Here is a 12,867-nt window from a genome sequence, read left to right on the forward strand (position 1 = left end):
GCCAGGAGCAGCACATGGCGGACGATCAAGGGTGTAAATATCTGATCCCGGGACTGGATCGCGGGTTACAACTGTTGCTGGCGTTTGGCGAGCAGCACAAGGAAATGACTTTTGCCCAATTGCATCGCCTGGTCGACATGCCAAAGGCTACCGCCTATCGCGTGGTGCAAACGTTGGAGCATCTGGGTTTTCTGGAGCGCAACCCGCGGACCAACACCTTTGCGCTGGGCATCAAAGTGCTGCGCCTCGGCTTTGAATATATCGCCTCATTGGACGTTGCCCAGGCCGGCCAGCCGGTGATCGAGCAACTGCGCGATCGCAGCCAGTGCAGCAGTCATCTGGCGATCCGCGATGAACGCGACGTGATCTACATCGCCCGCGTCAGCGCCGCCGGTTCGCAAATCAACCAGGTCAGCGTCGGCACCCGTCTGCCGGTACACCAAACCTCGCTGGGCCGCATGTTGCTGACCAGCGCCACCCGCGCCGAATTCGAACAGCTGTATCCGCAGGAACAACTGCCGGGCAGCGGCCCGGGTACCCCGGCGGATCGCGAAACGCTGTGGCAGATGGTGCAGCAGGACAAGGCGCGCGGCTATGTGATTGGCGAATCGTTTTTCCGTCACGGCATCTCTTCGATCGTCTATCCGATCTTCAACCGCGAGCAGCGGGTTGAGGCCGTGGTCAGCATTATGGTGCCGTTCGATGAGATCCCGAAAGCGGATCGCGAACGGCTGCGCATGGAAGTGCGGGACGCCGCGGAGAAAATCTCCGGCTTCCTGGGCGCACCGCCGCAGGCTAACGTCGGTTAACTGACGGCACCGACTCTTTTACTCAGGCAGGGATAAGGCTCATGGCAAACAGGGGCCGGGGGTTTGTCATGCCTGAAAACCGCATTCAGCGAGCACGTGAGGCACAAGAATGAGCGTAATCGGAATCGAAAAACTGGAATTTGGCGTCGAAGATCTGCCGGCCTGCGAAAAATTCATGCAGGACTTCGGCCTGCAGGCGGCACAACAGCATTGGGGTGAAAGCCAGCGTGAATTCACCACCCTGAGCGGGGCACGTGTGGTACTGCATCCGTTGCAGAGCGAAGCGTTGCCGACGGCATTTGAGGGGGGTTCTACCCTGCGCCGTATGACCTGGGGTGTGGGCAGCCCGGCCGAGCTGGCGGCATTGCAGCCGCTGTTGGCGCAGATGCCGGGCTTCCGTCAGGTGGGGGAAGAGCTGGAGTGTATCGATCCGAACGGCATGACGCTGCGTTTTCGCGTCAGTCAACAGCGCGACGTCGATTTACCGGTGTCGCCGATCAACCAATGGGGCGACGTGCGCCGTATCGATCAGCCCAGCCCGGTGTATGCGCAGGCACAGCCGATCAATATCGGTCACGTGGTGTTCTTCGTCGAAGATCTGGCCGCGACCGAACGCTTCTACCGTGAGGTGCTGGGGTTCCAGGTGTCGGATCGTTATATCGATCGTGCGGTCTTCCTGCGCACTCAGGCACGCGGCGGCCATCACAACCTGTTCCTGCTGAAATTGCCTAATCGCCCACGCGGTCTGAATCACGTGGCCTTTACCGTACGCGACATCCACGAGGTGATCGGCGGCGGTATCGCCATGAACAAAGAGAAGTGGAGCACCTTTATCGGCCCCGGTCGGCACCCGATCTCCTCGGCCTATTTCTGGTACGTCAACAGCCCGACCGGCGGCGCGTTCGAGTATTACACCAACGACGATTACCTGACTGAAAACTGGCAGCCGCGCGAGCTGGAGCACTCACTGGTGTCGTTCACCGAGTGGGCGGTGGAAGGCGGTATTGACCACGACACACGCCGCCAGCAGAAAAAGCCGGAGGCGTTATGAGCCAGCCAGAACCGGCGGGGATCGTGATTATCGGCGGTGGCCAGGCCGGCGGTTGGGCGGCGAAAACGCTGCGCGACCGTGGCTATGCGGGCCGGCTGACGGTGATCAGCGACGAGCCCTATGACTTTTATGAGCGGCCGCCGCTCTCCAAAGCGGCGTTGCTGGACGGCAATGCGCCGCTCAGCCGACTGTTCAGTGAACAGGTGGTCGCCGGATTGAACATCGACTGGTGCCGTCCATTGCGCGCCGAAGCCATTGATGCAAAACAGCAAATCGTCAGCCTTAGTGACGGTCGGCAACTGCAGTTTGATCAACTGCTGATCGCCACCGGTGGCCGACCTCGCCTGCCGGATGCCCGTTGGGCCAGCCACCCGCGGGTGATGACGCTGCGCTCCTGGGATGATGCGGCGAAGCTGCGCCAGGCGTTGCAAGGGTGCCGTCGGCTGGCGATCGTCGGCGGCGGTTGGATCGGGCTGGAGATTGCCGCTTCGGCGCGGCGTCTCGGTGCTGACGTGACGGTTTTTGAGCGCCAGCCTGCCCTGTGCATGCGCAGTGTCGGCGCGGATGTCTCCCAGGCGTTGCTGGAACTGCATCAACAGCAGGGCGTGACGGTGCATTGCGGCTGCGGCGACATTCAGTTGGAAGATCGTGACGGCAGTGCCTGGATCGGCAGCGATATCAGCCGCCTTGAGCCGTTTGATCTGGTGGTGGTCGGTATCGGCGTGGAGCTGAATCTGGAGCTGGCGCACAGTGCCGGGCTGAAGATTGACGCGGGTATCGTGGTTGACGGCCAGGGGCGCACCAGCCACCCGGCGATCTTCGCCGCCGGTGACGTGGCGCGTCACCCGACGTTGGGCCTGTGCTTGCAGTCCTGGGCCTATGCGCAAAATCAGGCGATCAGTACCGCCTGCGCGATGCTGGACGCCTTTGCCGCCCCTTACGATGACGTAGCCTGGCTGTGGTCGGATCAATACGACGCCAATATCCAGATCCTCGGCGTGCCGACCGGCGGCGTGCATCACGTGGTACGGCGTACGCCGCAATCACAGGTGTTCTTTACGCTAAATGCCGACCGTCAGTTGGTGCAAATGGTGGCGTTTAACGACGCGCGCACCATCAAGCTGGGTAAGCGCTGGCTGGCCGGCGGACGGGTGCTGGAGCCGCAGCAGTTGGCGGATGCGGAGTTTTCTTTGATGGCGTTGAAATAACGCCCGTAACCTCGGGAGCGTTTCATGACTACGCAAGAGATTGACGCCCGCGCTGAACGGGTGGGGGAAACCCTTGCCGAAAATCCGCAGCAACGGGTGCGCTGGTCAGTGCCCATCGCGCTGTTTGCCTGCGTGTTGCTGGCATTTTTCGACAAGATCAGCATCGCGGCGCTGTTTTCCGATAGCGAATTCCAGCAGGCGTTGGGCATCAGTTTTGATCCGGCACGCCTGGGCTTGCTGATGAGCGCGTTTTTGTTCTCCTACGGCATTTCTTCGATGCTGTTGAGCGGCATTGGCGACCGGCTGAACCCGGTTAAAGTGCTGATCGGCATGATGGTGGTGTGGGGCGTGTTGATGGTGCTGATGGGCCTGGCACGTTCTTATCACACCATGATGACGCTGCGCATTTTGCTCGGCATCGCCGAAGGCCCCCTGCTGCCGATGGCCTACGCCATTATTCGCCAGGCCTTCCCGCAGCGGCTGCAGGCGCGCGCCACCATGTTATGGCTGCTCGGTACGCCGCTGGGTGCCGCGCTCGGCTTCCCGGTCACGCTGTACATTCTAAACACCTTTGACTGGCAGACCACCTTCTTCTTTATGGCGTTCCTGACGCTGCCGGTGATGCTGCTGGTGCTGTTCGGCATGCGTCATCTCAATGTCTCGCGTCCGGCAGCGGACGCCGTTGCCAAACCCGCTATCGCCGAACGCAAACAGCACCGCCGTGAGCTGCTGCACAACCCGCATTTCTGGATGATCTGCCTGTTTAACATCGCCTTCCTGACCTACCTGTGGGGCATGAACGGCTGGCTGCCCAGCTACCTGATCAAGGGCAAAGGCATTCATCTGGAGCACGCCGGTTACCTGTCATCACTGCCGTTTATCGCCATGTTGCTGGGTGAAGTGGTCGGGGCCTGGCTGTCGGACAAGCTGGATCGCCGCGCATTGGCCTGTTTTGTCTCGCTGTGCGGCGCCGGATTGGGGCTGGCCGTGGTACTGCAGTTGCAGGGCACCTACAGCGTAATCGCCGCCATGGCTTTCAGCACCTTTATGTGGGGCGCCGGCGCGCCGAACATCTTTGCCCTGCTGGCGAAAGCCACCAGCAGCAAGGTCAGCGCCACCGCCGGCGGCATTTTTAACGGATTGGGCAATTTTGCCGGTGCGTTGGCACCGGTGCTGATGGGGGCGTTGATCGCCGCCACCGGCAACATGGATAACGGCCTGCTGTTCCTGGTGGTGATGGCCTTTATCGGCTGCATCATTCTGCTGCCGTTGCTGAAGAAATATTGATTTAACCGTTTGATTCAACAGAGGAGTAACACCATGTCCCAGGTTGAGAACCCAGCCGGCGTCAAGCCGCAGGATCAGTCGATAGAGCATTGGGTGGAGTCACGCATCGCCCGTTTTGAAGGCCGCAAATATGACTGGAACGCCTTGAAATTCCAGGCCGATTACGACCCGAAATACCGTCGCGCACAGATGCGCTACATCGGCACCGGAGCCACCGGGGTGGTCAATGACACCAATACCATTCCGGCGGGCAACTTTACCTTCTCCACCATGGTGCTGCCGTCGAAATGCGAAGGCCCGCTGCATCTGCACGACGACGTGGAAGAGGTGTTCTTTATGCTGAAGGGCAGCATCACGCTGATGATCCAGGACGGCACGGAGTATTACGAAACCAAGCTGAAAGAGCGTGATCTGATCTCGGTACCGGCCGGCGTCTACCGTGGCTTGTTCAACCACGGCGAGGAAGAGGCGCTGATGTGCGTCATGCTCGGCACCGCCAAACCGGAAACGCCGACCTACCCGGCGGATCACCCGTTATCCAAAGTGAAACGCAACTGATGAACGGCCAGGTGCAACGTCAGCAGGCACGCTGCGGAGAGTTCACCCTGAGCTGGCGCGAAGCGGGGCACGGCCGCCCGGTGGTGTTGCTGCACGGCATCAGTTCCGGTTCGGCTTCGTGGATCAAGCAGTTCAACGATCGCGGGTTGGCCGACGGGCACCGCCTGCTGGCCTGGGATGCTCCAGGCTACGGCGGCAGCCTGCCGCTGACGGTGACCGAGCCGAACGCCGCCACCTACGCCGCCGCACTGGCGGCGCTGGTGGCCGAATTGCAGTTGGAGCAACCGCTGATCGTCGGTCATTCGCTCGGCGCGTTGATCGGCAGTGCTTATGCCGCCGCCCACCCCGATGGGTTGTGCGGACTGGTGTTGGCCGATCCGGCGCAGGGTTATGCCACCGCGCCGGAGGAGAAACGCCAACAGGTTTACGGCCAGAGAAAACAGATGATCGAACAGCTGGGGCCGCTGGGTTACGGCGAGCAGCGGGCGGCCGCGTTACTGCGTGAAGGTGCAGATCCGCAAGATATCGCCTGGGTACGCAACGGCATGCAGCAGTTGGATCCCGAGGGTTTTCTCAACGCCGCCTGGATGCTGGCCAATGACGATATCGGCGGTTATCTGGCGCATTACCGCGGCCCGCTGCAGGTGTGGTGCGGCGACTGCGACCGGATCACGCTACCGGCAGCGGCAGCGGTGCTGGCACAACAGCAGGATGCGCCACTGCGTCTGATCGAAGGCGCCGGGCATGCCAGCTATCTCGATGCGCCGGTGCAATTTAACCGCTATCTGCAGGACTTTACGGGAGCAATTCAACCATGAATTTTCAGCTTGAGAAACGGATCGCGGTGGTTACCGGCGGTTCGTCGGGCATCGGTTTCGAAACCCTGCGTCTGCTGCTGGCGGAAGGGGCGAAGGTGGCGTTTTGCGGCCGCAACCCGGACAAACTGGCCGGAGCCGAAGCCAGCCTGCGCAATGAGTTCCCGCAGGCGGAGATCCTGGCGCTGTGCTGCGATGTGCTGGATGAGGCACAGGTGACGCAGTTTGCCGCTCAGGTGACGGCGCACTTCGGCGGTATAGATCTGTTGATCAACAACGCCGGCCAGGGGTTCGTCGCGCATTTCGACCAAACGCCGCGTACCGCCTGGCTGCATGAGGCGGAGCTAAAGCTGTTCGGCGTGATTAACCCGGTGCAGGCATTTTTGCCGGCGTTGGAGCGTTCGGATATCGCTTCCATCACCTGTGTGAATTCGCTGCTGGCCTTGCAGCCGGAAGAACACATGATTGCCACCTCGGCGGCACGTGCCGCATTGCTCAACATGACGCTGACGCTGTCGAAAGAGCTGGTGGACAAGGGCATTCGCGTCAACTCGATCTTGCTGGGCATGGTGGAGTCCGGCCAGTGGCGCCGCCGTTTCGACGAGCGCAGCGATAAGGATCAAAGCTGGGAGCAGTGGACGGCAGCGATTGCCGAACGGCGCGGCATCCCGATGAAACGCCTGGGCAAACCGCAGGAGCCGGCGCGGGCGCTGTTGTTCCTGGCTTCGCCCCTGGCGTCGTTTACCACCGGTGCGGCGCTGGACGTCTCCGGCGGCTTTAACCGCCATCTTTAACCGCAGAGGCTGAAAAGATGAAGAAGATCATGATGATTGGGTACGGCGCGATGGCCAGAGAGGTGCTTTCCCGCCTGCCGGACGGGGTGAGTGTTGGCTGGATCGTGGCGCGTGCGGCTCATCATGCGGCGATTGTCAGCGCCTTTGGCGGCCAGGTGCAGGCGTTAACCCACCCGGACCAGTGTGTCGAGCAGCCGGATCTGGTTCTGGAATGTGCCAGCCAGCAGGCGGTGGCGGAGTTTGGTGAAGCGGTGGTCACGCGCGGTTGGCCGTTAGCGGTGATCTCCACCGGTGCGCTGGCGGATGCGGCGTTGCAGCAGCGTTTGCAGCAAGCCTGTCGGCAGCATCGCGGCCAGGTGATCGTGCTGTCCGGGGCGGTAGCGGGCATGGACGGGTTGGCGTCGGCGCGCGAAGGCGGGTTGGACAGCGTCACCTATCAGGCCTGTAAAAGTCCGGCGAGCTGGCGCGGCAGCATGGCGGAGCAATTGATTGATCTCGACGCGGTGAGCGAGGCGCAGGTGTTTTTCGAAGGGTCGGCGCGGGAGGCGGCGCGGTTGTTCCCGGCCAATGCCAACGTGGCGGCGACCATTGCGCTCAACGGCTTGGGAATGGACGCCACCCGGGTGCGGCTGCTGGTCGATCCCGCCACCCGACGCAATACCCACCGGCTGCAGGTGTGCGGCAATTTCGGTGAATTTCAGATTGAGCTGAGCGGCAACCCGCTGGCGAGCAATCCCAAGACATCAACCCTGGCGGCGCTGAGCGCGGTACAAGCCTGCCGCCGTCTGATCGACGGTGGTTTTATTGCCTGAACGGCAGGAGCGAGTATGGAAAGGTTAAAGATTTTTGTGGCTGGGCATTGGTGTGAAGGACGTGGCGATGAGATGGCTTCGCTGTTTCCGGCCGACGGCAGCGTCAATGCCCGGCTGCGTGCCGCCAGCATCGAAGACGTGAATGACGCGGTAGCCGCTGCGGAGCGCGCCTGGCGTGCGCCCGAGTGGCGCGGATTGGTGCCGCATCAGCGAGCCAGCATTCTGTACCGCGTCAGTAACCTGATTATGGCGCAGCAGGAAGAGCTGGCGCAGCTGCAGACCCGCGATAACGGCAAACCGCTGGCGGAAACCCGTGGGCTGGTGGCCAGCGCGGCGGCGACGGCTCGCTACTTTGCCGCTGCCTGCGAGGTGCTGGAGGGCGAACTGCCGACCCAACGCAGCGCCGAGGTGATGACGCTGAGCCAGTATCAGCCGCTGGGCGTGATCGCGGCCATTACCCCCTGGAACTCGCCGATCGCCAGTGAAATGCAAAAGGTGGCCCCTGCGCTGGCGGCGGGCAACGCAGTGATCCTCAAACCGGCCGAAGCGACGCCGTTGATGGCGCTAAAACTGGCGGAACTGTTTGAACAAGCGGGGCTGCCTGCCGGGTTGCTTAGCGTACTGCCGGGCAAAGGTTCGGTGATTGGCGAAGCGTTGGCGCGTCACCCGTTGGTGAAAAAGATCTCCTTTACCGGCGGGACCAATACCGGTCGCCATCTGGCGCATATTGCCGCCGAGAAGCTGATCCCCACCTCGCTGGAGTTGGGCGGCAAGTCGCCGACCATCGTACTGGAAGACGCTGATTTGGAGCAGGCGGCGCGCGGGATCTGCTACGGCATTTTCAGCTCCGCCGGCCAGGCCTGCATCGCCGGTTCACGACTGTTTGTGCATCGTTCCTTATACCAGCCGCTGCTGGCGCGCCTGGGCGAACTGGCGGCCGGGCTGCGGGTGGGCAATCCGCTGACGCCGGGGGTGCACCTTGGCCCGCTGATCAACGACAAGCATCGTCAAAGCGTGGCGGACTATGTGGCGCTGGCGCAGCAGGAGGGCGGGCGGGTAGTGATAGGCGGTGAAGCCCCGGCCGATCCGTTGCTGGCGGGCGGCAGCTATTACCTGCCGACGATTATCGAAGGGTTGAGTAACCAGGCTCGTGCTTGCCAGGAAGAGATTTTTGGCCCGGTGCTGGTGGTGCTGCCGTTCGATGATGAACAGCAATTGATCGAACAGGCCAATGACTCGGTGTACGGATTGGCCGCCGGGATCTGGAGCCGGGATTTCCCACGGGCGATGGCGCTGGCGGAACAATTGGAAACCGGCACCGTGTGGATCAATACCTACAAAACATTCTCTATTTCTACGCCTTTCGGCGGTTTCAAAGAGAGCGGTCTGGGCCGCGAAAAGGGTCTGCACGGCATCAAGGCCTATATGCAGCAAAAAAGCCTGTACCTGGCGCTGAGCCATCAGGCCAACCGTTGGAGCGATTAGCTTTGGTCGACGGTGCGTACCCCTACAAACGAACACAATAAGAAGGCAGATGATGAGCGATAAAATAACGGTTGGCGAGGCGATAGCCCGGACTCTGGAACAGTACGAGGTGTCGGCGATGTACGGCATCATTTCGATTCATAATCTGCCGATTGCCGATGCGGTGGGGCAGCGTGGCAATATCCGCTTTGTGCCGGCGCGCGGTGAAGCGGGCGCGGTCACCATGGCCGATGCCCACGGCCGTTTCTCCGGGCTGGGCGTGGCTCTGACCAGTACCGGTGCGGGTGCCGGCAATGCGGTCGGTGCAATGATCGAGGCGCTGAACGCCAACACGCCGTTGCTGCACATTACCGGCCAGGTAGAAAAAGCCTATCTGGACGCCGATGCCGGGTTCATTCATGAAACCCGCGATCAGCTGGGGTTCCTGCGTGCCTGCTCCAAACGCGCGTATCGGGTTAACTCCGCAGAACAGGCGGTGGCGGTGATCCAACGGGCGATCCTCGATGCGCAGACGGTGCCGTGCGGGCCGGTGGCGGTTGAGATCCCGATCGATATTCAAAGTAGCCTGGTTTCCAGTGCGGTGTTGAGCGGGCCAGTGGCGCCTGCGCCGCTGCCGAAGGCCAGCGATGAGGCGGTTGAGCGCCTGTATCAGCGGGTGAAACAGGCCAAACGCCCACTGCTGTGGCTGGGGGGCGGTGCGCTGGCCTGCGCTGATGCGGTACGCAAACTGGCGGATGCCGGCGTGGCGGTGATTTCCAGCACCCACGGGCGCGGCATCTTGCCTGATAGCCATCCACGTAGCCTGCGTGCGTTCCATAATTCGCCGAGCATTGAGGCGATCCTGACGCAGTGCGATTTGACGCTGGTGGCCGGTTCGCGCCTGCGCAGCAATGAAACCCGCACCTGGACGCTGCCGTTGCCGCGCCCACTGGTGCAGATAGATATCGATCCGGCGGCGGCCAACCGCAATTATCTGGCCGACGAGCAAATCAACGGTGACTGCGGCACCTTGCTTAACGCGCTGGCTGCTCGTTTGAGCCCGGGTGAAAAAGTGAATGCCGAGTGGGATGCCGAGATCGCCACGGCGCTACAGCAGGCGGAAAGTGCGCTGCGCCAGCAGTCGGGGGAGTATGCCAAATTGAACGACGCCATCGCTGCAGCGCTGCCGCAGGATGGGTTGCTGGTGCGTGATATCACCGTTTCCGGCAGCGTCTGGGGCAGCCGTTTGTTCCGTGCCATCTCGCCGCTGTGCAACATTCACTCGCTGGCCGGGGCGATTGGCATGGGCTTGCCGATGGCGATTGGCACCGCGATCGCCAACCCGCAGCGCAAGGTGGTGGGATTGGTGGGTGACGGTGGGCTGGCGTTAGGCCTGGGCGAGCTGGCGACCATGGCGCAGGAGCAGGCCAATATCACCCTGTTGATCATGAACGACGGTGGTTATGGCGTGATGCGCGGTATTCAGGACAAATATTTTGCCGGCCGTCAGTATTATAACGAACTGCATACTCCTGCATTTACCTTGGTTGCCGAGGCGATGGGGCTGAAGGCGTGGAAAGTGGACAGCGCAGCGCAGTTCAACGGCGTGTTGGCGGAAGCGATTAATTATCCGGGGCCATCGGTGGTGGAAGTGGATATGAACAGCATCGGGCCGCTAACCTTCGCCGGGCCACCGCAAAAGACCTTGTATTGATGAAATGAAAAACGCCCGGCAGATGCCGGGCGTTGTGTTTTACTTGCCTGCTGCGATGCGCTCGCGAATATGTTGTGCGCGCGCTTCTGAGGCGGGGTGATCGTCGAACATGCTGCTCTGACGACCGGCCTCCATTTTAGCCAGTTTCTCAAAGCTGGTGACCAGACCGTTCGGGTCGATACCGCGTTGTTTCAACAGATCGAACGAGTAGTCATCGGCTTCGCTTTCCTGTTTCTGGGAGAACTGTGCGTTAACCAGTTTCTCGCCCATGTCCGCCAACTGCGACTGCGACAGCGAACCTATGATGCCGCCGGTTGACGCCGCTGCGGTACGCAATGCCACGGTGCCGTAAGCGACCTGCATCGCTTTGCGAGTATGGCCCAGCGCCACGTGGCCCATTTCGTGACCCAGCACGCCTTCCACTTCATTGTCGGTCATCATGTCCATCAGCCCGCTGTAAACGCGGATACAGCCGTTGGCCATCGCCCAGGCATTCACGTCTTTAGTGACGTAAACCTTGTAGTTGGCCGGCGTGCCGTTGATATTATCCCCCAGCGCCGCCGCGATTTTGTTCAGGCGTTTGGCATAGGTACTGTCGGCCGACGCGATTTGTGCCTTGCTGTCCATCTCTGCGCAGGATTTATCACTCAGGGTTTTTACGTCGTTATTGCTCAGCGTCGCGGCCTGAAACGCCTGTGCGCCAGACTGCATCAGCGTATCGGTGTTCAGGTTTTGACAGCCGCTTACCAAAGTGGCAATGCTTAATGCAATCAAAGAGGTACGGATCTTCATAAAGCTATCTTCCTGTGATAGTAACAAGGGGGTAGTGTCATTTTAGTTTAGGGAAATCTTGCCGCTTGAGACTAGTGTACGCCGGCCATCGGGAAAATAGTGTTATTCCGAAAAACCGACCAATTGTGCTAATAAGTTGTGAACTCGCTCTCATTTGGCATTAGGGATTGCCGTTTTAATGCGGAGTCTGAGAAAATAGAAAACTTGACTGATTTTTTAATCCGACCTGGAGTAAAACATGTCCTCTCGTAAAGAGCTTGCCAACGCCATCCGCGCACTCAGCATGGACGCCGTACAAAAAGCAAATTCCGGCCATCCGGGTGCACCTATGGGCATGGCGGACATCGCCGAAGTCCTGTGGCGTGACTACCTGAACCACAACCCGACCAACCCGCACTGGGCTGACCGTGACCGCTTCGTCCTCTCCAACGGCCATGGCTCCATGCTGATTTACAGCCTGTTGCACCTCACCGGCTACGACCTGCCGATGAGCGAGCTGGAAAACTTCCGTCAGCTGCACTCCAAAACCCCGGGTCACCCGGAATACGGCTACACCCCAGGCGTGGAAACCACCACCGGCCCGCTGGGTCAGGGCATTGCCAACGCCGTCGGCTTCGCCATTGCCGAACGCACCCTGGCCGCGCAGTTCAACCGCCCGGGCCATGACGTCGTCGACCACCATACCTACGCCTTTATGGGCGACGGCTGCATGATGGAAGGCATCTCGCACGAAGTCTGTTCGCTGGCCGGTACCCTCAAACTCGGCAAACTGACCGCGTTTTACGATGACAACGGCATCTCCATCGACGGTCACGTCGAAGGCTGGTTCACCGACAATACCGCCGAACGCTTTGAAGCCTACGGCTGGCACGTGGTGCGTCACGTGGACGGTCACAACCCGGATGCCATCAAGGCCGCGATTGAAGAAGCCCGCAAGGTCACCGACAAGCCGTCCCTGCTGATGTGCAAAACCGTGATTGGTTTCGGCTCCCCGAACAAGGCCGGTACCCACGACGTGCACGGCGCTGCGCTGGGCGCCGCCGAAGTGGCCGCCACCCGCGAAGCCCTGGGCTGGAAATACGCCGCCTTCGAAATCCCGCAGGACATTTATGCCCAGTGGGACGCCAAAGAAGCCGGCAAGGCGAAAGAAGCGGCCTGGAACGACAAGTTCGCCGCCTACGCCAAGGCTTTCCCGGAACTGGCTGCCGAGTTCACACGCCGCATGAACGGCGAACTGCCGGCCAACTGGAAAGCCGAGGCCAAAGCCTTCGTTGAAAAACTGCAGGCCAACCCGGCCAACATCGCCAGCCGCAAGGCCTCGCAGAACGCGCTGGAAACCTTCGGCAAGGTGTTGCCTGAATTCCTCGGCGGCTCCGCTGACCTGGCACCGAGCAACCTGACTATGTGGTCTGGCTCCAAGGCGCTGAACGTAGACCCGGCGGGTAACTACATCCACTACGGCGTGCGCGAGTTCGGCATGACCGCTATCACCAACGGCATCGCGCTGCACGGCGGTTTCCTGCCGTACTCCGCGACCTTCCTGATGTTCGTGGAATACGCTCG

General features: G+C 61.0%; 12 protein-coding genes. 11 read left to right on the forward strand and 1 reads right to left on the reverse strand.

What is annotated here, in order from left to right:
• Positions 1-14: 14 nt before the first annotated feature.
• The 10 genes from ACGS9J_RS22065 to ACGS9J_RS22110 all read left to right on the forward strand — a co-directional run bounded on the left by ACGS9J_RS22065 (position 15) and on the right by ACGS9J_RS22110 (position 10,512).
• Complete coding sequence (locus ACGS9J_RS22065) at positions 15-809, forward strand: IclR family transcriptional regulator (protein WP_442232879.1); 795 nt, start codon at positions 15-17, stop codon at positions 807-809.
• 109 nt (positions 810-918) lie between these two features.
• The gene (locus ACGS9J_RS22070; protein WP_442232880.1) at positions 919-1,860 is read left to right on the forward strand and encodes a VOC family protein; all 942 of its coding nucleotides are present in this window, start codon (positions 919-921) and stop codon (positions 1,858-1,860) included.
• Complete coding sequence (locus ACGS9J_RS22075) at positions 1,857-3,068, forward strand: NAD(P)/FAD-dependent oxidoreductase (RefSeq protein ID WP_442232881.1); 1,212 nt, start codon at positions 1,857-1,859, stop codon at positions 3,066-3,068. The genes ACGS9J_RS22070 and ACGS9J_RS22075 overlap by 4 nt, the downstream gene beginning before the upstream one ends.
• Before the next feature lie 24 nt (positions 3,069-3,092).
• Positions 3,093-4,355 carry an MFS transporter gene (locus tag ACGS9J_RS22080; RefSeq protein ID WP_442232882.1) on the forward strand — a complete coding sequence of 421 codons (1,263 nt, stop codon included), beginning with the start codon at positions 3,093-3,095 and terminating at the stop codon, positions 4,353-4,355.
• Between the two features lie 33 nt (positions 4,356-4,388).
• Positions 4,389-4,913, forward strand: coding sequence for a cupin domain-containing protein (locus ACGS9J_RS22085; protein ID WP_442232883.1), 525 nt, complete (start codon positions 4,389-4,391; stop codon positions 4,911-4,913).
• A complete protein-coding gene (locus ACGS9J_RS22090) occupies positions 4,913-5,731 on the forward strand; it encodes an alpha/beta fold hydrolase (RefSeq protein ID WP_442232884.1) in 819 nt (272 codons plus the stop codon). The genes ACGS9J_RS22085 and ACGS9J_RS22090 overlap by 1 nt, the downstream gene beginning before the upstream one ends.
• Positions 5,728-6,522: an SDR family oxidoreductase gene (locus ACGS9J_RS22095; RefSeq protein WP_442232885.1), complete on the forward strand. Its 795-nt coding sequence runs from the start codon at positions 5,728-5,730 to the stop codon at positions 6,520-6,522. The genes ACGS9J_RS22090 and ACGS9J_RS22095 overlap by 4 nt, the downstream gene beginning before the upstream one ends.
• Positions 6,523-6,539: 17 nt before the next feature.
• Positions 6,540-7,334, forward strand: a complete 795-nt coding sequence (locus ACGS9J_RS22100; RefSeq protein WP_442232886.1) for an aspartate dehydrogenase — start codon at positions 6,540-6,542, stop codon at positions 7,332-7,334.
• Between the two features lie 15 nt (positions 7,335-7,349).
• Positions 7,350-8,819 carry an aldehyde dehydrogenase gene (locus tag ACGS9J_RS22105; protein ID WP_442232887.1) on the forward strand — a complete coding sequence of 490 codons (1,470 nt, stop codon included), beginning with the start codon at positions 7,350-7,352 and terminating at the stop codon, positions 8,817-8,819.
• A 52-nt stretch (positions 8,820-8,871) separates the two neighbouring features.
• Positions 8,872-10,512: a thiamine pyrophosphate-binding protein gene (locus ACGS9J_RS22110; protein WP_442232888.1), complete on the forward strand. Its 1,641-nt coding sequence runs from the start codon at positions 8,872-8,874 to the stop codon at positions 10,510-10,512.
• Between the two features lie 39 nt (positions 10,513-10,551).
• Here ACGS9J_RS22110 and ACGS9J_RS22115 read toward each other — a convergent pair whose 3' ends face one another.
• Positions 10,552-11,304 (reverse strand): M48 family metallopeptidase, encoded by a 753-nt coding sequence (locus tag ACGS9J_RS22115; RefSeq protein ID WP_442232889.1) that lies wholly within the window; start codon positions 11,302-11,304, stop codon positions 10,552-10,554.
• Positions 11,305-11,542: 238 nt separating this feature from the next.
• Between ACGS9J_RS22115 and tkt the strand changes: the two genes are divergently transcribed.
• Positions 11,543-12,867, forward strand: a 1,325-nt coding sequence (gene tkt, locus ACGS9J_RS22120; protein ID WP_442232890.1) for a transketolase, incomplete at its 3' end; no start/stop codon positions are given.

The sequence above is a fragment of the Serratia quinivorans genome, assembly GCF_052113645.1.
Classification (GTDB): domain Bacteria; phylum Pseudomonadota; class Gammaproteobacteria; order Enterobacterales; family Enterobacteriaceae; genus Serratia; species Serratia quinivorans_B.